This is a genomic window from Hasllibacter halocynthiae (assembly GCF_003003095.1).
Lineage (GTDB): Bacteria > Pseudomonadota > Alphaproteobacteria > Rhodobacterales > Rhodobacteraceae > Hasllibacter > Hasllibacter halocynthiae.
In genome coordinates, this window is record NZ_PVTT01000001.1 from 800,107 (window position 1) to 822,459 (window position 22,353).

24 protein-coding genes and 2 tRNA genes are annotated in these 22,353 nt (G+C 71.8%); 11 read left to right on the forward strand and 15 right to left on the reverse strand.

Annotation, left to right across the window (positions count from 1 at the left end; all coding sequences use genetic code 11):
• The first annotated feature begins 5 nt into the window (after nucleotides 1-5).
• Nucleotides 6-620 carry a histidine phosphotransferase family protein gene (locus BCF33_RS04040; protein WP_106159606.1) on the forward strand — a complete coding sequence of 205 codons (615 nt, stop codon included), beginning with the start codon at nucleotides 6-8 and terminating at the stop codon, nucleotides 618-620.
• On the opposite strand, the gene BCF33_RS04045 is transcribed toward BCF33_RS04040, so the two are convergent.
• The 6 genes from BCF33_RS04045 to BCF33_RS04070 all read right to left on the reverse strand — a co-directional run bounded on the left by BCF33_RS04045 (nucleotide 617) and on the right by BCF33_RS04070 (nucleotide 6,104).
• Nucleotides 617-1,870: a glutamate-5-semialdehyde dehydrogenase gene (locus tag BCF33_RS04045; protein WP_106159607.1), complete on the reverse strand. Its 1,254-nt coding sequence runs from the start codon at nucleotides 1,868-1,870 to the stop codon at nucleotides 617-619. The two genes, BCF33_RS04040 and BCF33_RS04045, sit on opposite strands and share 4 nt — an antisense overlap.
• Before the next feature lie 9 nt (nucleotides 1,871-1,879).
• On the reverse strand, nucleotides 1,880-2,992 hold the full coding sequence (proB, locus tag BCF33_RS04050) for a glutamate 5-kinase (protein WP_106159608.1): 1,113 nt from the start codon (nucleotides 2,990-2,992) through the stop codon (nucleotides 1,880-1,882).
• Complete coding sequence (gene obgE, locus BCF33_RS04055) at nucleotides 2,980-4,002, reverse strand: GTPase ObgE (RefSeq protein WP_106159609.1); 1,023 nt, start codon at nucleotides 4,000-4,002, stop codon at nucleotides 2,980-2,982. Before obgE ends, proB begins: the two co-directional genes overlap by 13 nt.
• Entirely contained in the window at nucleotides 3,999-5,021 is a 1,023-nt protein-coding gene (locus BCF33_RS04060; RefSeq protein ID WP_106159610.1) for a GNAT family N-acetyltransferase, read from the reverse strand. Before BCF33_RS04060 ends, obgE begins: the two co-directional genes overlap by 4 nt.
• Nucleotides 5,022-5,099: 78 nt before the next feature.
• Nucleotides 5,100-5,369 carry a 50S ribosomal protein L27 gene (gene rpmA / locus BCF33_RS04065; RefSeq protein WP_106159611.1) on the reverse strand — a complete coding sequence of 90 codons (270 nt, stop codon included), beginning with the start codon at nucleotides 5,367-5,369 and terminating at the stop codon, nucleotides 5,100-5,102.
• A gap of 6 nt (nucleotides 5,370-5,375) precedes the next feature.
• Nucleotides 5,376-6,104: a 50S ribosomal protein L21 gene (locus BCF33_RS04070; protein WP_106159612.1), complete on the reverse strand. Its 729-nt coding sequence runs from the start codon at nucleotides 6,102-6,104 to the stop codon at nucleotides 5,376-5,378.
• A 220-nt stretch (nucleotides 6,105-6,324) separates the two neighbouring features.
• Here BCF33_RS04070 and BCF33_RS04075 point away from each other — a divergent pair.
• Nucleotides 6,325-6,414: transfer RNA gene (locus BCF33_RS04075), tRNA-Ser, on the forward strand.
• Between the two features lie 630 nt (nucleotides 6,415-7,044).
• Here the strand turns inward: BCF33_RS04075 and BCF33_RS04080 are convergent.
• Entirely contained in the window at nucleotides 7,045-7,758 is a 714-nt protein-coding gene (locus BCF33_RS04080) for an RlmE family RNA methyltransferase (protein WP_106159613.1), read from the reverse strand.
• Nucleotides 7,758-8,870, reverse strand: coding sequence for a Ppx/GppA phosphatase family protein (locus tag BCF33_RS04085; RefSeq protein WP_106159614.1), 1,113 nt, complete (start codon nucleotides 8,868-8,870; stop codon nucleotides 7,758-7,760). The genes BCF33_RS04080 and BCF33_RS04085 overlap by 1 nt, the downstream gene beginning before the upstream one ends.
• 242 nt (nucleotides 8,871-9,112) lie before the next feature.
• On the opposite strand from BCF33_RS04085, the gene BCF33_RS04090 reads away from it, so the two are divergent.
• From BCF33_RS04090 to BCF33_RS04115, 6 genes are all read left to right on the forward strand, one after another.
• Nucleotides 9,113-9,409: a virulence factor gene (locus BCF33_RS04090; protein ID WP_106159615.1), complete on the forward strand. Its 297-nt coding sequence runs from the start codon at nucleotides 9,113-9,115 to the stop codon at nucleotides 9,407-9,409.
• Entirely contained in the window at nucleotides 9,406-10,311 is a 906-nt protein-coding gene (locus tag BCF33_RS04095) for a methylenetetrahydrofolate reductase (protein ID WP_106159616.1), read from the forward strand. Before BCF33_RS04090 ends, BCF33_RS04095 begins: the two co-directional genes overlap by 4 nt.
• Nucleotides 10,308-11,297, forward strand: coding sequence for a methyltetrahydrofolate cobalamin methyltransferase (locus BCF33_RS04100; RefSeq protein ID WP_106159617.1), 990 nt, complete (start codon nucleotides 10,308-10,310; stop codon nucleotides 11,295-11,297). The genes BCF33_RS04095 and BCF33_RS04100 overlap by 4 nt, the downstream gene beginning before the upstream one ends.
• Nucleotides 11,294-13,279, forward strand: a complete 1,986-nt coding sequence (locus BCF33_RS04105; protein WP_106159618.1) for an ASKHA domain-containing protein — start codon at nucleotides 11,294-11,296, stop codon at nucleotides 13,277-13,279. Before BCF33_RS04100 ends, BCF33_RS04105 begins: the two co-directional genes overlap by 4 nt.
• A 38-nt stretch (nucleotides 13,280-13,317) precedes the next feature.
• Nucleotides 13,318-13,391: transfer RNA gene (locus BCF33_RS04110), tRNA-Gly, on the forward strand.
• Nucleotides 13,391-13,825 carry an acyl-CoA thioesterase gene (locus tag BCF33_RS04115; RefSeq protein ID WP_106159619.1) on the forward strand — a complete coding sequence of 145 codons (435 nt, stop codon included), beginning with the start codon at nucleotides 13,391-13,393 and terminating at the stop codon, nucleotides 13,823-13,825. The genes BCF33_RS04110 and BCF33_RS04115 overlap by 1 nt, the downstream gene beginning before the upstream one ends.
• An 8-nt stretch (nucleotides 13,826-13,833) precedes the next feature.
• On the opposite strand, the gene pgi is transcribed toward BCF33_RS04115, so the two are convergent.
• From pgi to zwf, 3 genes are read right to left on the reverse strand one after another with little or no spacing between them, the layout of a single operon-like run.
• Entirely contained in the window at nucleotides 13,834-15,378 is a 1,545-nt protein-coding gene (pgi, locus tag BCF33_RS04120; protein WP_106159620.1) for a glucose-6-phosphate isomerase, read from the reverse strand.
• A 3-nt stretch (nucleotides 15,379-15,381) separates the two neighbouring features.
• Nucleotides 15,382-16,056 (reverse strand): 6-phosphogluconolactonase, encoded by a 675-nt coding sequence (pgl, locus tag BCF33_RS04125; protein ID WP_106159621.1) that lies wholly within the window; start codon nucleotides 16,054-16,056, stop codon nucleotides 15,382-15,384.
• Nucleotides 16,053-17,558, reverse strand: coding sequence for a glucose-6-phosphate dehydrogenase (gene zwf, locus BCF33_RS04130; RefSeq protein WP_106159622.1), 1,506 nt, complete (start codon nucleotides 17,556-17,558; stop codon nucleotides 16,053-16,055). The genes pgl and zwf overlap by 4 nt, the downstream gene beginning before the upstream one ends.
• Nucleotides 17,559-17,712: 154 nt before the next feature.
• On the opposite strand from zwf, the gene BCF33_RS04135 reads away from it, so the two are divergent.
• The 3 genes from BCF33_RS04135 to BCF33_RS04140 all read left to right on the forward strand — a co-directional run bounded on the left by BCF33_RS04135 (nucleotide 17,713) and on the right by BCF33_RS04140 (nucleotide 19,278).
• Nucleotides 17,713-18,666 (forward strand): radical SAM protein, encoded by a 954-nt coding sequence (locus BCF33_RS04135; protein WP_245883712.1) that lies wholly within the window; start codon nucleotides 17,713-17,715, stop codon nucleotides 18,664-18,666.
• A 63-nt stretch (nucleotides 18,667-18,729) separates the two neighbouring features.
• On the forward strand, nucleotides 18,730-18,870 hold the full coding sequence (locus tag BCF33_RS13995) for a hypothetical protein (RefSeq protein WP_158259349.1): 141 nt from the start codon (nucleotides 18,730-18,732) through the stop codon (nucleotides 18,868-18,870).
• A 69-nt stretch (nucleotides 18,871-18,939) separates the two neighbouring features.
• A complete protein-coding gene (locus BCF33_RS04140; RefSeq protein WP_106159624.1) occupies nucleotides 18,940-19,278 on the forward strand; it encodes a DUF3140 domain-containing protein in 339 nt (112 codons plus the stop codon).
• Between the two features lie 4 nt (nucleotides 19,279-19,282).
• Here BCF33_RS04140 and BCF33_RS04145 read toward each other — a convergent pair whose 3' ends face one another.
• The 4 genes from BCF33_RS04145 to BCF33_RS04160 form a co-directional block, all read right to left on the reverse strand.
• Nucleotides 19,283-19,870, reverse strand: a complete 588-nt coding sequence (locus BCF33_RS04145) for an HNH endonuclease (RefSeq protein WP_106159625.1) — start codon at nucleotides 19,868-19,870, stop codon at nucleotides 19,283-19,285.
• Between the two features lie 117 nt (nucleotides 19,871-19,987).
• Nucleotides 19,988-20,914: an MBL fold metallo-hydrolase gene (locus BCF33_RS04150; protein WP_106159626.1), complete on the reverse strand. Its 927-nt coding sequence runs from the start codon at nucleotides 20,912-20,914 to the stop codon at nucleotides 19,988-19,990.
• 114 nt (nucleotides 20,915-21,028) lie between these two features.
• Entirely contained in the window at nucleotides 21,029-21,703 is a 675-nt protein-coding gene (locus BCF33_RS04155; protein ID WP_106159627.1) for an alpha/beta hydrolase, read from the reverse strand.
• Entirely contained in the window at nucleotides 21,700-22,326 is a 627-nt protein-coding gene (locus tag BCF33_RS04160; RefSeq protein ID WP_106159628.1) for a DNA-3-methyladenine glycosylase family protein, read from the reverse strand. Before BCF33_RS04160 ends, BCF33_RS04155 begins: the two co-directional genes overlap by 4 nt.
• Nucleotides 22,327-22,353: the final 27 nt, after the last annotated feature.

Here is a 22,353-nt window from a genome sequence, read left to right on the forward strand (position 1 = left end):
CCGCCGTGGCCCGGCCCGTTCCGGCCGAAGGGCCCGACCTGCCGGCCCTGGTCGCCAGCCGGATCTGCCACGACCTCGTCAGCCCGCTTGGCGCCATCGGCAACGGGCTCGAGCTGATCGAGATGACCGGCGCCCCCGGCAAGCCGGAGATGGCCCTCATCGGCGAGAGCGCGGCCGACGCCACCGCCCGCATCCGCTTCTTCCGGGTCGCCTTCGGGGCGGCCGCGCCGGGCGCCGCCATCGGGGCCGAGGAGGTGCGATCCGCCCTCGCGGGCCGGGCGCGGGGTTCGCGGATGGCGTTGGATTGGGGGGTGCGGGACAGCCTCACCCGTCTGGAGGCGAAGGCGGCCTTCCTCGCCCTCGCCTGTCTCGAGAGCGCCTGCGCCTATGGCGGCACCGCCAGGGCGGCGCGGGACGGCGACGGTCGCTGGACGCTGTCCCTGGGGGCGGCGCGCCTCAGGACGGAAGATGCGTTCTGGCCCGTCGCCGCCGGTGGGCCGGCACCGGCGGACCTTCCGTCCTCGGCGGTGCAGTTCGCCCTCCTCCCCCTTGCGGCGGCGTCGCTGGGCCGGGTCGTCACGATCGACCGCGGCGCCACGAGGATCGCGGTCCGGTTCTAGGGCCTGACGGCGCCGTCGCCGGTCACCAGGTACTTGAACGACGTGAGTTGCTCGGCCCCGACGGGCCCGCGGGCGTGCATCTTGCCGGTGGCGATGCCGATCTCCGCGCCCATCCCGAACTCGCCCCCGTCGGCGAACTGGGTCGAGGCGTTGCGCATGACTATCGCCGAATCGACCTCGGCGAAGAAGCGCGCCGCGGCCGCGTCGTCCTCGGTCAGGATGGCGTCGGTGTGGTTCGAGCCGTGGGCGCGGATGTGCTCCACCGCCGCATCGAGGTCGGGAACCAGCTTGGCGGCGATGACCATGTCGAGATACTCGCGCCCCCAGTCCTGCGAGGTGGCGGGCACGGTGCCGGAGAGGCCCTCGCCCGCGTGAACCTCGACCCCGGCGGCCATCAGGTCGTCCAGGATGGATTGGCCCAGGGCCTTCGCATCCTCGTGGATCAGCAGGCACTCGGCCGCGCCGCAGATGCCCGTGCGCCGGGTCTTCGCGTTCAGCACGACGCGGCGGGCCTTCGCGGGCTCGGCGGCCGCGTCCAGGAAGACGTGCACGATCCCGTCGAGATGGGCGAACACGGGCACCCGCGCCTCGCGCATGACGAGGCCGGTGAGGCCGGCGCCCCCGCGCGGCACGATCACGTCGATGAAGTCGCGCGCGCGAAGCATCTCGCCCACCATGGCGCGGTCGGTGACCGGCACGCGCTGGATCGCGGCCTCGGGCAGGTCCGCCGACCGCAGCCCGTCCACCAGGGCGGCGTGGATCGCGGCCGACGAGCGGGCCGATTCGCTGCCCCCCCGCAGGATCGCGGCGTTGCCGGCCTTGAGGCAGAGGGCCCCGGCATCGGCGGTGACGTTCGGCCGGCTCTCGTAGATCACCCCCACGACGCCCAGGGGGGTGCGGACGCGCTGGATGTGCAGCCCGCTGGGGCGGTCCCACTCGGCCATCACGGCGCCGACCGGGTCGGGCTGCTCGGCGATGGCGCGAAGGGAGTCGGCGATGCCCCGGACGCGCCCCTCGTCCAGCATGAGGCGGTCGAGCATGGCGCGGGTCAGCCCCTTCGCCTCGGCGGAGGCCATGTCGCCGGCGTTCGCCTCGACGACCTCGGCCCGGCGGTCCCACAATGCCTCGGCCGCGCCGATCAGGGCGGCATGCTTGCGCTCGGCCGAAGCGATGGCGAGGGCCGCGGCGGCCTCGCGCGCGGCGCGGCCCATCTCGCCCATCAGGGCGGAGGCGTCGAAGGTCGTGTCCATGGGGGTCCTCTAGCGGGTCCAGGGGGTCATGTCATCGCGGTGCACGAGCGCGGCGCGCGCCGGATAGCCGAGCGCCGCCTCCACCTCGTCCGAGCGCAGGCCGGAGATGCGCGCCGCCTCCTCGGCGGTGTAGCGCGAGAGGCCCCGCGCCAGCGGCCCGGCGGGGCCCGTGATCTCGACCGGGTCGCCCCGGCCGAAGCTTCCCTCCACCGCGACCACACCCGCGGGAAGGAGCGACCGGCCGTCGTCGAGCGCGACCTGCGCGCCCGCGTCGATCGTCAGCCGGCCCCGGGGCTTCATCGCGGCGATCCAGCGCAGGCGCGCCGAGGCGGGGTGGTCGTCCGCGACGAACACCGTCCGGGGACCGCCGGACCGCAGCGCGGCGACGGGATTGGCGATCCGCCCGTCCGTCACGATGAGGTCGCAGCCGCCCCTCACGGCCGTGCGCGCGGCCAGCACCTTCGTCCGCATCCCCCCCTTGGAGAGGCCCGATCCGGCGTCCCCGGCCATGGCCTCGATGGCGGGCGTGATCTCGCGCACCTCGTCCAGGCGGACCGCAGCCGGATCCTGCGAAGGATTCGCGGTGTAGAGGCCGTCCACGTCCGACAGGAGGACGCATGCCTCCGCCCCGGCCGCGACGGCGACCTGCGCGGCGAGGCGGTCGTTGTCGCCGTAGCGGATCTCGTCCGTGGCGACGGTGTCGTTCTCGTTGACGATGGGCACGGCGCCGAGGTCGAGCAGCGCGTTCAGGGTAGACCGCAGGTTGAGGTAGCGGCGCCGGTCCTCGCTGTCCTCCAGCGTCAGGAGGATCTGGGCCGTCTCGATCCCGTGCGCTAGCAGGGCGTCGCGCCATGCCTGCGCCAGCGCGATGGAGCCGACGGCGGCGGCGGCCTGCGAAAGCTCCAGCGGCAGGGCCCCGGGGGCCATGCGAAGTGCGCCCCGGCCCAGCGCGATGGACCCGGAGGAGACGACGACCACCTCGACCCCATCGGAGCGGAGCGCCGCGATGTCCGCGGCCAGGGAGGCTAGCCATGCCGCCTTCAGCCCCGCCCCGACGAGGAGGGACGAGCCGACCTTCAGCACCACGCGGCGCTTGCCGTGGAGGGGATCTAGGGCCGCCACGGTTCCCCCGATGCGGGGGCTTCGCGGCCCGCGTCGATCCGTTCCAGAAGGGCGCGCAGCACCTCGTCCACGCCGGTCCGCGCGACGCCGGACATCACCATGACCTTGCCGGCCACCGCCTCCAGCGCGGCGTGGCGCCCGGCCAGCGTGTCCTCGTCGAGGGCATCGGCCTTGTTCAGCACGGTCACGCGGGGCTTCTCGGCCAAGGCGCCGCCATAGGCCTCCAGCTCGGCGATCACGGTGCGCCAGTCGGCGGCGACATCCTCGGAGGTGCCGTCGACTAGGTGGAGAAGGACCTCGCACCGCTCGACATGGCCGAGGAAACGGTCGCCGATCCCGCGCCCTTCCGAGGCGCCCTCGATCAGGCCGGGGATGTCGGCGATCACGAACTCGCGCCCGTCGACGCCGGCGACGCCGAGGTTCGGGTGCAGCGTGGTGAACGGATAGTCCGCGATCTTCGGCCGGGCGTTCGAGACGACCGAAAGGAAGGTCGACTTGCCCGCGTTGGGCAGCCCGAGAAGGCCCGCGTCCGCGATCAGCTTGAGGCGCAGCCAGAGCGTCCGCTCGACCCCCGGCTGGCCGGGGTTGGCGCGGCGCGGGGCGCGGTTGGTCGAGGACTTGAACCGCAGGTTGCCGAAGCCGCCGTTGCCGCCCTGCGCGATCACGACCCGCTGGCCCACCTCCGTCAGGTCGGCGAGCACGGTCTCCTCGTCCTCGTCCAGCACCTCCGTGCCGACGGGGACGCGCAGGACGATGTCGTCGCCAGACGCGCCCGTCTTGCCCTGCCCCGCGCCGGGGCGACCGTTCTTGGCGAAGAAGTGCTGCTGGTAGCGGAAGTCGATGAGGGTGTTCAGCCCCTCGACCGCTTCGACCAGCACGTCGCCGCCACGGCCCCCGTCGCCGCCGTCGGGGCCGCCGTACTCGATGAACTTCTCGCGCCGGAAGGAAGCGGCCCCGGCACCGCCGGTTCCAGATCGTATGTAGACCTTGGCGAGGTCGAGGAACTTCATGATCTGCCTTCCAGCGCTGCCCGCTCCAGCCGGTAGTCCCAAAGCGGCGCGGGGTCCATTCGTGCGTCGCCCTGGCGGACGCTCTCGCCCGTGCGGCGGAAGCCGAGCTTCTTGAGGACGCGGGCGGAGGCGGGGTTGTCCTGAAAGACGCCCGCGACGAGGGCATCCCGGTCCGGGAAGCGGCGGAGGAAGTCCAGGATCGCGGCGCGCGCGGTCTCGGTGGCGAAGCCTTGCCCGGCGGCGTCCGGGTGCAGCCAGTAGGCCAGGCCGACCGCCCCGCCGGCAGGCGCGCCGAAGCCGACAGAGCCGATCAGGCGCCCGTCCCGCCGGACGGCGAGGCGGTAGCGCGGGCCGGACAGGTCGCCGCAGAGGGGGATGAAGGTCCGGGCGGCGGCGACGGTCCACCAGGGCGGGAAGACCATGAGGTTCCGTCCGACCTCCGGGATCGTGACCATGGCGTGCAGCGCCTCGGCATCGGCGTCGCGCATGAGGTCGAGGGTCAGGCGCTCGGTTCGGATGGGCAGGCCGGTCCGCGCCTCCCACGCTGCGCGGGTCAGCAGCATCGCGCGGCCCGGCCGCTCGCCCGCCGCGAGGGAGCGAAGGACCTTCGGGCCGTCATCCTCGAAGCCCAGCCCCCGGAGGATGCGGGCCGAGGCGGCGTTGCCGTCCATGAAGGAGGAGGCGAGGTCGCCGCCGCCTTCGGAGAAGTGGAAGTCCACGACCCGGCGCGCGGCCTCTCGGGCGAGGCCCCTGCCCCAGGCGTCCCGGCGCAGCCAGTAGCCCAGGCCGTCATCGGCGGCGACCATGCCGATCACCGCATGGCGATGCCGGATGGCCCAGGCGGGGCCCTCGCGGCAGGTCTCGACGAAGCGCAGGGCATCGCCCTGGCCATAAGGGAACGGCAGGCGGGTCAGCCAGCGCACGACCTCCCGGTCGTCGGCGCCCGCGGCGATGTCCTCGGCCATCTCCGGCGCGAGGGGCGCCAGGGTCAGTCGGGCGGTCAGGAGGTGCGGGGGCATCGGACCCTCCGGCGGAACGAGGAAGGGGCGGCCCCGGCGGGCCGCCCCTTCGTGTCGGAAACGATTGCCCGCGCGGGATTACTCGGCGGCGACGGCCGTCGGCAGGACCGAGACGAAGGTGCGGTTCTTCAGCCCCTTGTGGAAGGTCACCTGACCCTCGGCCACGGCGAAGATCGTATGGTCGCGGCCCATGCCGACCCCCTCGCCCGGCCACCACTTGGTGCCGCGCTGGCGGATGATGATGTTGCCGGGGATCACGGCCTCGCCGCCGTACTTCTTCACCCCGAGACGGCGGCCGGCGCTGTCGCGGCCGTTGCGGCTGGATCCGCCTGCCTTCTTGTGTGCCATGTCCTGTTACTCCTTCTCGGCGTCGTACTGCTTGGCCTGGTCGATCCAGCCGTCACGCTCGATCCGGCCCTTGAACGAAAGGCGGTCGTCCATGTAGGCCACCTCCTCCGGCGACCAGGCGGCGATCTGGGCGAAGGTGTAGACGCCCACGTCGTTCAGCTTCTCCTCCAGCTTCGGGCCGACGCCCGAGATGCGCTTGAGGTCGTCGGCCCCGCCCTGGGGCGCGGCGTCCAGCAGGTTGGCGGGACGCTCGCCGTCCCCGACGGCGGCGCGGACGGCGCCCACGGCCTCCTCGGCGCGGGTCTCGACACGGCCCGCGGCCTTCCTCGTCCGCCCCGGCGCGGCGGCGGCGGCGATGGCCGCGCCCGTGGCGGCGACGGCGGCCGCGCCGAGCGCGACCTTCACGCCCGTGGAGAGCCCGCCCGATTTCACGATCTCGGTCACGCGGACGACCGTCAGGTGCTGGCGGTGGCCCTTCGTGCGCTTGGACGAGTGCTTGCGCCGGCGGCGAACGAAGTTGATGACCTTCTCGCCCTTGATCTGGCCCAGCACCTCGGCCTGGACGGCGGCGCCGTCGACGAAGGGGGTGCCGACCGTGGGGCTGTCGCCGCCGACCATCAGCACGTCGTTGAACTGGACGGTCTCGCCTTCGTCGGCGGCGAGCTTCTCGAGGCGGAGCACGTCGCCGGGGCTGACCCGGTACTGCTTGCCGCCGGTCTTCATGACCGCGTACATCGCGTTCTTCCTTTTCGGTTCCGCGCCCTCTGGCCCCCGGATCGGGCGTTTCGGGGGACGTGTCCCCGCCTCGGGCTGCGCGCCCCCGCCGGGGCGAATGCATGGATGGCCCGCGCGGGACGGTCCCGGCGGGTGGGCGGCACCTACGGGCAGGCGGGGGGCCCGTCAACCGGGGTTGCAGGCCGCGCCGCAGGGGGCTAGGTGCGCCGCCGACCCCCGCGGAGAGGTGCCGGAGTGGTCGAACGGGACGGTTTCGAAAACCGTTGACCCTTCACGGGGTCCCAGGGTTCGAATCCCTGTCTCTCCGCCACAAATCCACCGCCGTTGCGCCCAGAAGCCAGAAGCCCCCCGCCCGCCGGGGCCCGCCGGGGAAGGTCCCGAACGGCGCTCCGTGCCCGTTCGGGAAGGGAGTGGGGGGCCGCGGCGACCCTGTGCGGCTGCGGTCCGGCGCCTCGGCCGACCCGGTCGCGGCAGAGCCCCCCCCCCTCGCGAACGCCGGCGTCCCGGCGCAGGGTCGGTGGACCCAGCCGGGGACGCGTTGGCAGCTTTCCCGCTGCCCTATGCGTTCCGGGTGGGTCGCCTCTTGTCCCGCCCGTATGTCGATCGGCCCGTGCGATGGGCGATCGGAGTGTCGATCGGCCTATCGGCCTGACCGGCCTGTCTCGCTTCGTCGGGGGTCTCCCCCCGCTGTCCGTCCCCCGGGGCTCGGACGCCCTGCCGTTCGATGCGGCGTGGTGGGCGCGAGCCGGTCGTCGGCCGTCCGTTGCATGCAGGAGAGGTTCTAGCGGCCAGAGGTTAACGAGGCGTGAGGGCTGCGCGCGGCGCAACGCCCGGCGCGCAACGGGGGGGGCGGGGAAACGAGTTCCGCCCTGCGGGGCGCATCCGCTGCGCGCCATTGCAACGTCCGATCCCGGTGGGACCGGCACCGGGGGGCGGACGGTCAGGCGGGGGCGCCTCGGAAGCCCTGGGCCACCACGAACTTCTCGGAGCTGTCGGAGCGACTGGCGGGGGGCTTCACGTTCGCGACGGTGCGGAACGCCTTCTTCAGACGGGCTTGGAGGCCCTGCTCCGCACCGCCCTGGAGGACCTTGGCGACGAAGGTGCCCCCCTCCTCCAGCACGTCGAAGGCAAGCTCGGCGGCGGCGTCGCAAAGGGCGACGATGCGCAGGTGGTCGGTCGCCCTGTGGCCCGACGCGCTGGCGGCCATGTCCGACATCACCACGTCGGCCGGCCCGCCGAGCCAGGCCTTCACCTTCTCGTCCGCGCCGTCCGACATGAAGTCGAGCCGGTGGACCTCCGCACCCGGAACCTCCTCGACCTCCTGCAGGTCGACGCCGACGATGCGGCCTGCCGGGCCCGGCCGCTCGCCGAGCGCGTTGATGCGGGGCACCGCGACCTGGAGCCAGCCGCCGGGCGCGGAGCCGAGGTCCACCACCCGCGCGCCGGGGCGGAGGAAGCCGAAGCGGTCGTCCAGCTCCATGATCTTGTAGGCCGCGCGGCCGCGCATCCCCTCGGCCCGGGCGCGCTTGACGTAGGGATCGTTCAGCTGCCGCTCGAGCCAGAGGGTCGAGGAGAGCTTGCGCCCCCGCGCCGTGCGGACCTTCTGGCGCAGGTCGCGCTGGCCGCGCCCGCTCGTCGAGCCGGACCGCGCCATCAGGCTGCGCTGTCCTCGAGCACGCCGTCCGCCGACATCTGCGCGTAGAGAAGCCCCTCGCGCAGGCCGCGGTCCGCAACGGAGAGGCGATCCGTGGGCCAGGACCGCAGGAGCGCCTGCAGGATCGCCGCGCCCGACATGATGAGGGCATGGCGGTCGCGCCCGATCCGCGGATCCGCGCGCCGGCCCGCCGGCCCCAGGCGCAGGTACTCGTTCACCACCTTGTCGATCTGGTCCGAGGTCATCCGAAGCCCATCCACCTTCGAGCGGTCGTAGCGCCTGAGCCCCAGGTGGGACGCCGCCACGGTCGTCACCGTGCCCGAGGTGCCGATGATCTGGAACCCCGCGCGCGCCTGCTCGGCGCCGTAGGGGGCGAAATCGGCGAGCTGCTCCTCGAAGTACCAGGACATGAGGGCGAAGCGCGCGCCGTCGTCCTCGACGTCGTCGAACTGGTCGCGCAGGGTCGCCACGCCGAGGGGTATCGAGATCCAGTCCACCACCCGCGCCGCGGCGAAGGGCCCGGGATCGGAGGTGAAGCCGCCTCGCATCCGCATGATGGCGCGCGGCCGCTCGGCCTTCGGAACGTTGGTCAGGTCGATCCACACCAGTTCGGTCGAGCCGCCGCCGATGTCCACGACGAGGAGCTGCTCGGTCCGGACGGAGACGAGGGGCGCGCAGGAGATGACGGCGAGGCGCGCCTCCTCCTCGGGGGGGATCAGCTCGAGCGACAGGCCGGTCTCGCGGCGGACGGCGTTCAGGAACGCCTCGCCGTTGGTCGCGCGCCGGCAGGCCTCCGTCGCGACGAGGCGGGCGCGCCGCACCCCGTGCCGGTCCAGCTTGGAGCGGCAGACCTTCAGCGCCTGGATCGTCCGCCGCATCGCATGGGCCGCGAGACGGCCGTGCGCCTCCAGCCCCTGCCCCAGCTGGACGGACTTCGAGAAGCTGTCCACGACATGGAACTGCGCGCCCTTTGGCTGCGCGACCAGCATCCGGCAGCTGTTCGTCCCGAGGTCCAGCGCCGCGTAGAGCGACGTCGGATCGGGAATGTGAGGCGCGGTGGTCTCGACCGCTTGGGGAAACGCGCCCGCGCCCTGCGTGCGCCTGGGCGCCATCGCCGCGCCCTCCTTTTCAAGTTGGAACGAATGTAGGACGAATCGCCGAATCCGACAAGGACCGTATCGCGTACCGCTCATGCCCAGCTTGAGCCGATCGAGCCCCGGACGGCCTTTGCAGCGTGCGCCCGACGGGGCATCACTCCATCGGTCGCGGATGCTGGACGGCGCGTCGGATTCCGGGCGGGCCGAACATGGGCGCGGATGTATCCGGGTCGGGAAATCTACGGCGGAGAGGCGACATGGCCGAGCTGACGGTGGTGTACTGGCGGGACATACCCGCGCAGGTGATGTCGGGCCGGGGCCGCGGCGCCGTCCGCGCCGTGCTGCCCGAACGGTTCGAGAAGGCCATCGATCGCGCCGCGATGCGCGCCGGCGCCAAGGACGGCGACGCCTACACCGCCGAGTGGCGGCGCGTGCCGGAGCCCGCCCCGCCCGGCGACCCCGAGGAGGCGGTCGCGGCCCGTCTCGCCGCCCTCGACGCCGAGTACCACGATGCCCGCCTGAAGGCCCTCGCCCTGAACGAGGGGCGGCGATGATGCTCGGCCTGAGGCGCGGCCGGCCCGAGGCGCCCGCCGGTTCCGCGGATGCGGTAGCGGCGTTCCTCGACGGCTTCTCCATCGAGGTGATGCCCCGCACGGCCGCCAGGGTCGGCGACTTCGGCGCGATCCTGCCGGCCGGCACCCGCGTCTACCTCGCCCATCTCCACGGCACGCCGATCTCCGACATGGTGGCGACCGCGCGCCGCCTGAACGCGGACGGCTTCCCGGTCATGCCGCACTTCCCCGCCCGCATCGTCGAGAACCGCGCCGTCCTGCGCGAGTGGATCGCCATGTACCGGGGCGAGGCCGACGTCAGGCAGGCGCTGGTGCTGGCGGGCGGCGTCAGCGAGCCCTACGGCGAGTTCCACTCCTCCATGCAACTTCTGGAGACGGGCCTCTTCGACGAGTACGGGTTCACGGACGTCCACGTCGCCGGCCACCCCGAGGGCAACCGCGACATCGACCCGGACGGCGGCCATGCGAACGTCTCGGACGCGTTGCGCTGGAAGCAGGACTTCGCGCGCCGGACCGACGCGCGGATGGCCATCGTCACCCAGTTCGTCTTCGAGGCCGGGCCCGTGCGCGACTGGGCCCGCACCTTGCGGGCGGCCGGGATCACGCTGCCGATCCATATCGGCGTGGCCGGACCGGCCAAGTTGCAGACGCTGATCAAGTTCGCCATCGCCTGCGGCGTCGGCCCTTCCCTGCGCGTGCTGCAGAAGCGCGCGACGGACCTGACGAAGCTGCTCGTGCCGTTCGAGCCAACGGACCTCGTCGCCGACCTCGCCCGCATTCAGGCGGACGAGCCGGCGCTGGGCATCGAGAAGGTCCACCTCTTCCCCCTCGGGGGCATCGAACCCTCGGCCGCCTGGGCCGGACAGAAGAAGGTTGAGGAATGACCCGCACGGTACTGGAATCGAAGACCAAGACGGTCGTCATCGGCTTCGACGAGCCGTTCTGCGTCATCGGCGAGCGGATCAATCCCACGGGCCGGTCGAAGCTGAACGCCGAGCTGGAGGCCGGGAACTTCGAGACGGTCGAGAGGGACGCCCGCGACCAGGTGGCCTGCGGGGCGATGGTCCTCGACGTGAACTCGGGCGCGGTCTTCAAGAACAAGATGGCCGAGGATCCGCGCTACGCCGACAACAACTTCGTCGAGCCCCCCCTCATGCGCGAGCTGGTGAGCCGCGTGCAGGCGGCGGTGGACGTGCCGATCTGCATCGACAGCTCGGTCACCGGGGCCATCGAGGCCGCGCTGGAGGTCGTCGAGGGGCGGCCCCTGGTCAACTCGACGACCGGCGAGGAGGAGAAGCTGGAGGCGATCCTGCCCCTCTGTGCCAAGCACAAGCTGCCCGTGGTCGCAATCTCCAACGACGAGAGCGGCATCTCCGAGGATCCGGACGTGCGCTTCGCCGTCGCCAGGAAGATCGTCGAGCGGGCCGCCGATCACGGCGTGCCGGCGCATGACATCGTGGTCGATCCGCTCGTCATGCCGATCGGCGCGATGGCGACCGCCGGGCGGCAGGTCTTCACCCTCGTCCGCCGGCTGCGGGACGAGCTGGGGGTGAACACGACCTGCGGCGCCTCGAACGTGTCCTTCGGGCTGCCCAACCGGCACGGGGTCAACGCCGCCTTCCTGCCCATGGCCATCGGCGCGGGCATGACCAGCGCCATCATGAACCCCATCCGCCCCGTGGAGATGGAGGCCGTGGCCGCCGCGAACCTCTTGATGAACCACGACGACAACGGGGGCGCGTGGATCGGCCTCTCCCGCACGCTCGAGAAGCACCGCGCCGATGGCGTGCCATTCCCCGAGGCGGCCGCCGCGGCAGCGGCCGGCGGCGGGCGCGGGGGCCGCCGGGGCGGGCGGCGCAGGGCCTCGTGACCGATCCGCTCGTCGTCTTCACCCCGTCGGGTAAGCGCGGGCGCGTGGCGCCGGGCACCACGGTGCTGGACGCCGCCCGGCGGCTGGGCGTCGACCTCGACAGCGTGTGCGGGGGCAACGGCATATGCTCGAAATGCCAGGTCGTTCCGGTGCCGGGGCCCCATCCCAAGCACGGGATCGAGATGGGGACGGGCGCCCTGAGCGGCCCCAACGCGGTCGAGGAGCGCTACGACCGCGTCCGCGGGCTGAGGCCCGGCCGGCGGCTGGGGTGCCAGGCGACGGTCATGGCCGATGCCGTGCTGGACGTGCCCCCGGAGAGCCAGGTTCACCGTCAGGTGATCCGCAAGGAAGCGGGCGACGTGGCCATCGCCCTCGACCCTGCGACGCGCCTGCATCTCGCCGCTGTGCGCGAGCCCGACATGGAGGACCCGTCCGGCGATTTCGAACGGTTGAGGGACGCGCTGCGGGACCAGTGGGGAATCGAGGGGATCGTCGCACCCCTGCCCGTCCTCGCCGCGCTGCAGCCCGCGCTGCGTCGGGGCGGCTGGCAGGTGACCTGCGCCGTCCACACGCCGCGGCGGGGCGCTCCGATCCTCGTGGGCGTCTTTCCCGGCCTGCGCGAGGCACCGCCTCTCGGGCTGGCGGTGGACCTCGGCTCGACCACCATCGCGGCGCATCTGTGCGACCTCTCCACGGGCGCGGTCCTCGGCTCGGGCGGGGTGATGAACCCGCAGATCCGCTTCGGCGAGGACCTGATGAGCCGGGTGTCCTACGCCATGATGAACCCCGGCGGCGCGGACCGGATGACCGAAGCCGTGCGCGAGGCGCTGAACGCCCTTGCCCGCGAGGTCTGCGAAGGCGCCGGCGCGGCGCCCGAGGACGTGTTCGAGGCGGCGCTCGTCTGCAACCCCGTGATGCACCACCTCCTTCTGGGGCTCGACCCGGTGGAGTTGGGGCAGGCGCCCTTCGCCCTCGCCGTCCAGGGCGCCCTGGAGCTGGAGACGCGTGAGATCGGGCTGGCCCTCGCCCCGGCGGCGCGCGCGTACCTCCTGCCCTGCATCGCGGGGCACGTGGGCGCGGACGCCGCCGCCGTCGCCCTGGCCGAGGATCCGGGCGCGCGGCGCGAGACGACGCTGGTCGTGGACGTGGGCACGAACGCCGAGATCATCCTGGGCAACGAACGCATGACCCTCGCCTGCTCGTCCCCAACGGGACCGGCCTTCGAAGGGGCGCAGATCAGCGCCGGCCAGCGTGCCGCCCCCGGCGCCATCGAACGGGTAGAGATCGACCCCGACACGAAGGAGCCGCGGTTCCGCGTCGTCGGCGACGCGCGCTGGTCGGACGAGCCGGGCTTCGACGCCCCCGTCACCGGCATCTGCGGCTCGGGCATCATCGAGGCGATCGCCGAGATGCGGATGGCGGGGATCGTCGACGCCTCCGGCCTGATCGGTTCGGCCGAGGCGACGGGGTCGGAGCGCTGCGTGCCGGACGGGCGCACCTTCGCCTACGTGCTGCGGGATGGCATCCGGGTCACGCAGGGCGACGTGCGGGCGATCCAGCTGGCCAAGTCCGCGCTCTACGCCGGGGCGCGGCTTTTGATGGACGAGATGGGGACCGACGTGGTGGACCGGGTGGTGCTGGCGGGCGCGTTCGGCGCGCACATCTCGCCGAGGCACGCGATGGTCTTGGGCATGATCCCCGACGCGCCGCTCGACGCGGTGCGCGGCGCAGGCAACGCCGCCGGGACGGGTGCGCGGATGGCGCTGCTGAACAGGGGAATGCGCGCCCGCGTCGAGGCGCTGGTGTCGGACATCCGCAAGATCGAGACCGCGACCGAGCCGCGCTTCCAGGAGCATTTCGTCGCCGCCAACGCCCTGCCCCACGCCACCGCGCCCTTCCCGAACCTGCGCGCCGTCGTTCCCCTGCCGGAGGGGTCGTTCAACGCGCAGTCCGGGGGCCGCCGGCGGCGGCGGCGTGCTTGACGCCCCCGGGGGCGGCCCGTATCTGCGAGGCTCGGAACGCGGGTGTAGCTCAATGGTAGAGCAGGAGCTTCCCAAGCTTAAGACGAGGGTTCGATTCCCTTCACCCGCTCCATGATTCTGGCATCCGGCGATCTTTCCACGCGCGGTCTGGACGGCTGGGCCCTAGGCTGGGCAGACAGCGTCCGCTTCGCCGAGCTGGACCCCCTAGGGCACGTGAACAACGTCGCCTACCTGTCCTGGTACGAGGCGCTGCGCGCGCGTCACCTGATGCATTGCGGCCTGACCGCCTTCCGCCCGGAAGACCCCCAGTTCGTCGTCGTGGCGCTGGATGCGACCTACAAGGCCGAGATGAAGCTGCACGACGATTACGTGGTGACGACCCGCTGTGGAAAGCTCGGCAATACCAGCTTCACGATGGAATACGCGTGCTTCCGGGGCGAAGCCGAGATGGCGGGCGGGACGGCGACGGTGGTGATGGTGCGCGGCGGCCGCCCCGAGCGGCTGAACGAGGAGCAGCGCGCCGCGCTGGGCGGTGCGACGGGCTGAAGCCCGGCCTACGCCAGCCGCTCGACCAGCGCGCGGGTGGAGGCGTCCTTGCCGTCCGCGCTCTCCTCGCCGGCGAGGATCGGCTCCAGCGACCTGGCCAGCTCCTTGCCCAGTTCCACGCCCCATTGGTCGAAGGAGTTGATGCCCAGCACGGTCCCCTCCACGAATACCCGGTGCTCGTAGAGGGCCACGATCTGACCCAGGACGAAGGGCGTCAGCTTCGGATAGACCAGCGTGGTCGAAGGCCGGTCGCCCGGGAAGACCCTGTGCGCCGCCTGCCGGTCCAGCTCCGCCCCCTCGAACTTCTCCCCCAGAAGGACCTTCGCCTCTGCATGGGTGCGGCCGCGCATCAGCGCCTCCGACTGGGCGAGGCAATTGGCGATCAGAAGGCGGTGGTGATGCTCCAGCCCCGGCTCGTGCCCCTCGCGGGCCACCATGAACTCGCAGGGAATGACGCGGGTGCCCTGGTGGATGAGCTGGTAGAAGGCGTGCTGGCCGTTGGTTCCGGGCTCGCCCCAGACGACGGGCCCGGAATGCTCGGACAGCTCGGCCCCGTCCATGGACACGCGCTTTCCGTTCGACTCCATCTCGAGCTGTTGGAGATAGGCCGGCAGGCGCGCCAGCCGGTTCTCGTAGGGCAGGACGGCGCGGGTGGCGCAGCCCAGCACCTGGTTGTGCCAGAGGCCCGAGAGCGCGAGGAGCGCGGGAAGGTTCCGGGCCCAAGGGGCGTCGCGGAAATGCCCGTCCATCGCGCGCCCGCCCGCGAGGAACTCGTCGAACCGCTCGGGGCCGATGGCGATCATCAGGGACAGGCCGATCGGCCCCCACATGCTGTATCGCCCCCCGACCCAGTCCTCGAAGCCGAAGACGCGATCCGCCGGGATCCCGAACGCCTCGGTTCTCTCGAGATCGCTGGACAGCGCGGCGAAGGTGGCGCCCGGCAGGCGGTCGCGCGCGGTGGCGGCGTTGGTCATCGTCTCGGTGGTGGTGAAGGTCTTGGACGCGACGATCACCAACGTGCGTTCGGGATCCAGCCCCTCCAGCGCGTCGGCGATGTCGGCCCCGTCGACGTTCGACACGAAGTTGCAGCGCGGCCCGTCATGGTAGGGCGCCAGCGCCAGCACCCCCATCGCGGGACCGAGGTCGCTGCCCCCGATCCCGATGTTCACCACGTCGTCGAACCGCTTCCGCGCGTCGGCGGCGAAGGCCCGCATCCGTTCGAGCGTCTCGCGCACCCCAGGCATCACGTCGACGCCGTCCACCTCGACGACCGCGTCCGGCCCGGCGCGCAAGGCCGTATGAAGCACGGCCCGACCTTCGGTTTCGTTGATCTTCTCGCCCGCGAACATCGCGTCGCGCCGCGCCGCCACCCCCCTCTCGTCGAGAAGCCGCAGGAGCAGCGCGCGGCTGCCCTCGTCGACCTTCGTCTTGGACCAGTCGAAGAAGAGGCCGTCCACCTCGGCCGAGAAAGCCCGCACCCGCGCGTCGTCCATCAGCTCGAGGATGGAGGGGGCGCCCTCGGCGCGCGCGCGCAGCTCGTCCAGCGTCTCCATCGTCTAGCCCTCCGCCCAGTGAACGGTCGCGTCGTCCCAGACCGACGTGATCGGCGCCTCCTGCGGGGGGAGGCGCCGGGCCCGCTCGATCGCGTCGCGCTTGGCCCGGCCCTTGACCAGGACGTGCGTCGTCATCGCCCCTCGCAGGACATGGGCGGCCAGCGTGATGCGCGCCTCGGGTTGGGAGGGGCTCTCCACCGCCATGGCCACGGGCGCGTCCGGGGCGAGCGCCGCGCGAAGCTGCGGCGAGTCGGGGAATAGGGACGCCGTGTGCATGTCGTCCCCCATCCCGAGGAGCAAGACCGAGACCGGCAGCTCGCCTTCCAACCGCGCGGACGCGGCGGCGGCGGCCTCCTCTGGGGTCTGGCCCTCTTCGTACATCGGCAGGAAGCGTGCCGCCGCGGCGCGCCCCGTCAGCAGCCGCTCGCGGATGAGGCGGGCGTTCGACCGCTCGTGCCCGGGCGGCACGCACCGCTCGTCGTTGGGGAAGACGTGGACGCGCGACCAGTCGAGATCGGCCGCGGAGAGGCTGTCGAAGACCGGCCCCGGCGAGGTGCCGCCCGAGACCGAGAGGCTCGCCCGGTCGTGCGACATGAGGCAGGTGTTCAAGTCGCTGGCGATGCGGTCAGCGACCTCCAGCATCATCATCTCGGCGTCGGGATACTCCTTCAGCCTCATTCCGCCGCCTCCTGCATCGCCTTCAGCTCGGCCTCCGCGCGGCCCGCATCCTTGCGGATGTCACCTATGGACCGCCAGTGGCGGCCGTCGCGCCGCAGGAGGGTGTCGGCGTCCGACGGACCGGCCGTGCCCGGCTCGTAGGGCTTCGGCATGTCGCCGCGCGCCGTCCAGCTCGCGATGATGGGGTCGGCCCAGGCCCAGGCGGCCTCGACCTCGTCGCCGCGCATGAAGAGGGTCTGGTTGCCCCGCATGACGTCCATGATCAGGCGCTCGTAGGCCTCGGGGACCTCCGTGCCCTCCTCCAGCGCCTCGGCGAAGGTCATGTCCAGCGGCACGTCCGCCAGCCGCATGCCGCCGGGCCCGGGCTCCTTGATCGTGACGTCGAGGGTGATCCCCTCGTTCGGCTGCAGCCGGATCGTGAGGACGTTCTGGCGGCGCGCGCCCTCGTCTTCGAAGACGGCATGGGGCGGGGCCTTGAAGTAGACGGCGATCTCGCTGGCCTTGGCCGACAGGCGCTTGCCCGTCCGCATGTAGATCGGCGTGCCCGCCCATCGCCAGTTGTCGATCGTCGTGCGCAGCGCGACGTAGCTCTCCGTGCGCGATCGGTCGTCCTCCACGTCCTCGCGGTAGCTCGCGTGGCCGTTGCCCGCCTCGTACTGGCCGCGCACGACCTGATGCGGCTCGGGCTGGGTCAGGGCGTGGATCACCTTCAGCTTCTCGTCCCGGACGGGGTCGGCCTCGAAACGGTTCGGCGGCTCCATCGCGATGAGGCAGACGAGCTGCATCAGGTGGTTCTGGATCATGTCCCGCATCGCGCCGGACGCGTCGTAGTAGCCGCCCCGCCCTTCGACGCCGATCGTCTCGGCCACGGTGATCTGGATGTGGTCGACGTAGTTGCTGTTCCAGAGCGGCTCGAAGAGGACGTTGGCGAAACGCACGGCCATCAGGTTCTGGACCGTCTCCTTCCCAAGGTAGTGGTCGATCCGGTAGATCTGCCGTTCCTCGAAATAGGCGCGCAGCTGGGCGTTCAGCGCCTTCGCGCTTTCGAGGTCGTGGCCGAAAGGCTTCTCGACGATCACGCGCGAGGTGCCGTCGATGATTTCGTGGGCGTGCAGATGCTCGGCGAGGTCCCCGAACAGCGAGGGGCCGACGCTGAAGTAGAAGGCGCTGATGACGTCGCCGCGCACGACCTTCTTCAGCGTCTCCCAGCCCATGTCGCCGCGCGCGTCGACCGGGATGTAGCAGGTGAGGGCCAGGAACTCGTCCAGGCGCGAGCGGTCGGTGTCCGGCTCGAACTCGTCCATCGCCTCGCGGATCATGTCCCGGAACCCGTCGTCGTCGAGGTCGGACCGGGCCGCGCCGATCAGCCTGGCGCCGTCCGGAACCTGCCCGGCGAGGAAGCGGCGGTAGATCGAAGGGATCACCTTGCGCCGGGCGAGGTCGCCGGTGCCCCCGAAGATCACGAGGTCGAAAGGATCGACCGGAATGGTGCGGCTGGCCATAGGGTCCGTTCCCCCCCGATGTTTGCGCTCCCGGGCGGGGTAGCGGCGCCCTCCGGTCCCGTCCAGCGCTCCGCCTCGCGGGGCCTCACGCCGGGTTGTCCTGCCGGGGGTTGCGCGCATCCCGTGCATCCCCCCACAAGACGCGCCAGACCGCATGGGGGTTTCATCTATGGACGGCTCGACGTTCGGAAAGTTCGAGGATCCCGCCGTCACCGCGAGTGGCGAGGACCGCGCGACCGTCGCGCTGCGCGACCCGCAGACGCTCTGGTTCAACACCGGAACGCTCTGCAACATCACCTGCGCGAACTGCTACATCGAATCGAGCCCCTCGAACGACGCGCTGGTCTACCTGACGGCGGACGAGGTGTCGGACTACCTCGCCCAGCTTCGGGACCGCCGCTGGTCCGTGCGCGAGATCGCGTTCACCGGGGGCGAGCCGTTCATGAACCCCCAGATGATCGAGATGGCGCGCAGGCCCCTCGAGGCGGGCTACAAGGTGCTGATCCTCACCAACGCGATGCGGCCGATGATGCGTCCGAAGGTGCAGGCCGGGATCGAGGCGCTGGTGGCCGAGCACGAGGGCCGCCTGACCTTCCGGGTCTCGCTCGACCATCATGCGGCCGAGGTCCACGACCGCGAGCGGGGCGCGGGCGCGCATGCGCGGACGGTCGAGGGCGTCGATTGGCTCCAGTCCATCGGCGCCCGCCTCGCCGTCGCCGGCCGGATCGAGATGGCCGAATCCGAGGCCGAGGCACGCGCGGGCTATGCCGCCCTCTTCGAGGCGCGCGGCTGGGCGATCGACGCCCTCGACCCGGGCCGCACCGTCCTCTTCCCCGAGATGGACGAGCGCGCCGAGGTGCCCGAGATTACCACCCGGTGCTGGTCGATCCTGGGCAAGTCGCCGCGCGAGGTGATGTGCTCCTCCTCGCGGATGGTCGTGAAGCGAAAAGGCGCCGAACGACCGGCGGTCCTCGCCTGCACCCTCCTGCCCTACGATCGCCAGTTCGAACTGGGGGTTACGCTGGAAGAGGCCGAGCGCCCGGTCGCGCTGAACCATCCGCATTGCGCGAAGTTCTGCGTCCTCGGAGGGGCGAGCTGCTCGGCCTAGGACGCGGGCGGGCCGTTCGTTCTAACTTCTCCTCGGACGGAAACCCGTGAGGGGGAGAACAAAATGACCGACATCAACATCACCCGCCTGCTGGCCGCGATCGCCCTTTCAGCACCGCTCGCGCTCGCGGCCTGCGACGAGGACGATGCCGCCGGCATCGACACGGACGCCGACGGCGCGCCCGAGGTCATCGTCGAGGAGTGAGGTGCCGCGTGGCCGGAACCGGGGGCGCCGGTTGGCCCTTGGTCCTTCGCAAGATAGCGGAGGACCGGCATGTCGAAGTCCCGGGACGAGATCTGGAGCGAATGGGGCGAGCTTGTGAACATGGCCCCGAAGGAGATCGAGGACTTCCTCGAGACCGACGCGTCCAAGGAGGTGGGCGTCGATTCCGGCGACGGGGAATCCAAGGGCCGCAAGTCTGCCCAGCGCATCGTAGAGATCAAGCACACAAAGAAGGACGATCTCTCCGATGACGACTGGGACCACATGGGTAAGGTCGTGGGATACGTGAAGCGCCACCTCGCCCAGGGCGGCCCGGACGAGGACATGGAGCATTCCGACTGGCGCTACAGCCTGATGAACTGGGGGCACGATCCCCTGAAGGACGGCTGAGGGGTCAGGCCTCCAGCTCGGCGTCCCAGTAGAGGAAGTCGAGCCAGCTCTCGTGCAGGTGGTTCGGCGGGAACTTCCGCCCGAGGTTGCGCAGCTCCTCCGCGCCGGGCTGGCGGGGGGGCTTTCGCAGCGCGAACCCCACGTCCCTCACCGAGCGCGAGCCCTTCTTGAGATTGCACCGCCCGCAGGCCGCGACGACGTTCTCCCACGACGTCACGCCGCCGCGCGCCCGCGGCACCACATGGTCGAAGGTCAGATCCCCCCGGCCGCCGCAGTACTGACAACGGAATTCGTCGCGCAGGAACAGGTTGAAGCGCGTGAACGCCACTTGCCGCACGGGCCTGACGTAGTCCCGCAGAACCACGACCGACGGGATGCGGATCTCCGTCGAGGGGGATCGGACGACGTCCTCGTAGGTCGCCAGGACGTCCACCCGGTCGAGGAAGGCGGCCTTCACCGCCTCTTGCCACGGCCAGAGCGACAGGGGGTAGTAGCTGAGGGGACGATAGTCCGCGTTCAGCACCAAAGCCGGGTTGTGGCGCAGCGACGAAGGCTCGCGCACGAAGGTCGTCCTGAATTCGCCGTCCGGCATCCGCGCCCTCCTCCGGGCGGGACCGCTAGGTGGGGGGCCCCGCCGCGATGGCCAGACCATATATTGCGGCCGGGGACGGGCAAGGTCAAAGAACGCCGCTGCCGGACGGCCCCCGCCTCAGAGGAAGAGCTGGTAGGAATGCGGGATCCACCGGAACCCGTCGCCCGCCTCCTCGACGTAGCCCACGGCCGGGAACGGCATGTGGTAGCCGAGGATCGGCGTGCCGTCGGCCGCGGCCATCCCCAGCAACTCTCTTCGCGTGGCCGCCGCGGCCGCCTTGTCCATGTCGAACAGCACCTCCCAGTCCGGGTGCTCCAGCGACCAGATCGGGTGGTTGGCCGTGTCCGCGATCAGCAGCATGGCGGCGTCCCCGTCCGCGACGCGGAAGGCCATGTGCCCCGGCGTGTGGCCGAACGCCTCGACCGCCTCGGCCGGCCCGACCGCGGCGCCCGGCTCGATCAGGGTGAAGCGGTCGCGGATCGGCAGGACCTTCGCCGTGAACGCGTCCGAGGGGTCCTCCTCCCAGGCGGCCATCTCCGTCGCTCCGGCGAGGTGCTCGGCGTTCTCGAACGTCGGCGTGCCGTCCTGTGAGAGGCCGCCGATATGGTCGGGGTGCATGTGCGTGATCGCCACGTGGGTCACGTCGCCCGGCGCGCGCCCCGCTGCCTCCAGCGCGGCGGTCATGCCCGTGGGGTCGAGGCCGGTATCGAAGAGGATCACGTTCGTGCCGTCCTCCACGAGAGTCGGCGTGAAGAAGAACTGCGCGGCGTCCGCGGGTATGCGCGCCTCGGCGGAGACCTCCTCGAAGGTGGCGTCGTCCACGTTCAGGCCGAAGATCGAATGGGGATCGTCGCGGACCGCTGCGCCCGACAGGAGGGGCGTCACCGTCAAGCCGCCGATGGCGAAGGGCCGCGTCCGATGGGCCAGGGGGCCGGTCGCGGGGGCGTCATCGCCCTGGGCGCGGGCGCCGGTCGCGCGCAGGATGGCCGGTGCGGCCAGCGGCAGGGCGGCCGCGGCGGTCAGAAGGGTTCTGCGGGTCGTCATGGGATCGCTCCTGTCCTGGACCCCTCCCAGGGTAGTGCGCACGAACCCGTTGGCGACACTAGCTATTTAGCGACATGGCAAGTCCCTGACGCGGCAGGTTTTCGCTGCGGGGCCTCAGTCGTCCTCCGGGGCCACCGCCTCCTCCAGGGCGAGCGAGCGGCGCATGAACGCCAGCGCGACCTCCAGCCCGTCCGGTGCGATGCCATGCGCGGTGCCCTTCATGACGTGTCCGAACACCTCGAACCCCGCCTCCCCCAGCGCCTCTGCGGCCTCCGGCATCGAGGCGGGCGGGACCACGTCGTCCCTGTCGCCGTGCACGAGCAGAACGGGCGGCTTCGAGATCGCCGCCCCGGCCAGCTCCTCCGGCTCGAGGAGGCGGCCCGAGAAGCAGACCAGCCCCGCGAACGCGTCCTCGCGCCGAGGCGCGACGTGGAGCGCCATCATCGTGCCCTGCGAGAAGCCGAAGAGGACCGCCTCGCCCTCGCTCAGGTCCTCCTCGGCGAGGACGTGGTCGAGGAAGGCGTCGAGGTCGGCCGCCGACCGATCCAGCCCTTCGCGGGCCTCCTCCTCCGACGAGCCGTCGATCCAGGGAATCGGGAACCATTGGAAGCCGCCGGGGTTCGGGCTCGCCTCCGGCGCGTCGGGGGCGACGAAGGCCGTGTCGGGCATGTGCGGTATCAGCACGTCGGCCAGCCCCAGAAGATCGGCGCCGTTCGCACCGTAGCCGTGAAGGAAGACGACGAGGCGCGAGGCCCCCTTCGGACCCCGCCGGGCATAGTCCAAGGTCATGCGGTCACGCCCTCCCGGCCCTTTTGGTGGGCGTAGTAGGCCCAGAGCAGCCGCGCGGCAACGGCCCGCCAGGGCGCCCAGTCCTCGGCCATCGCGCGCAGCGCCCTTTCCTTCGGTCGCTCGTCCAGGCCGTAGAGCATTCGCGCGCCTTCCTGCAGCGCCAGGTCGCCGGGCGCGAACACGTCCGCGTGTCCCAGAGCGAAGAGCGCGTAGACCTCCGCAGTCCAGACCCCGACGCCCGGAACGGCCGTCAGCACCTCGATCACCTCCTCCGTCGGCGCCCCGCGCAGGCCGCCCCAGTCGATCCGGGCTTCGGCCAGGGCGCGGGCGTAGCGCGCCTTGTTGCGCGAGAGCCCCGGCGCGCGCAGCGCCTCGTCCGTCGCGGCGAGTATCGCGCCCGGCTCGTGCAGGCCGGCCGCTTCGAGCCGGCTCCAGATCGCGTCCGCCGCGGCGACGGAGACCTGCTGAGAGACGATCGCCTTGAGCAGCCCGGCGAAGCCGTCCCGCCGCTCGCGCACCGGGGGCACCCCGGCGAGGGCATGTGCGTGGGCCATTCGGGGGCAACGGACGGCGAGGGCGGCGCAGCCTTCGGCGACGTCCGCTTCGGTCAGGATCAGGCGCATCCGCCCACCCTGCCCCGGCCCCGCGCG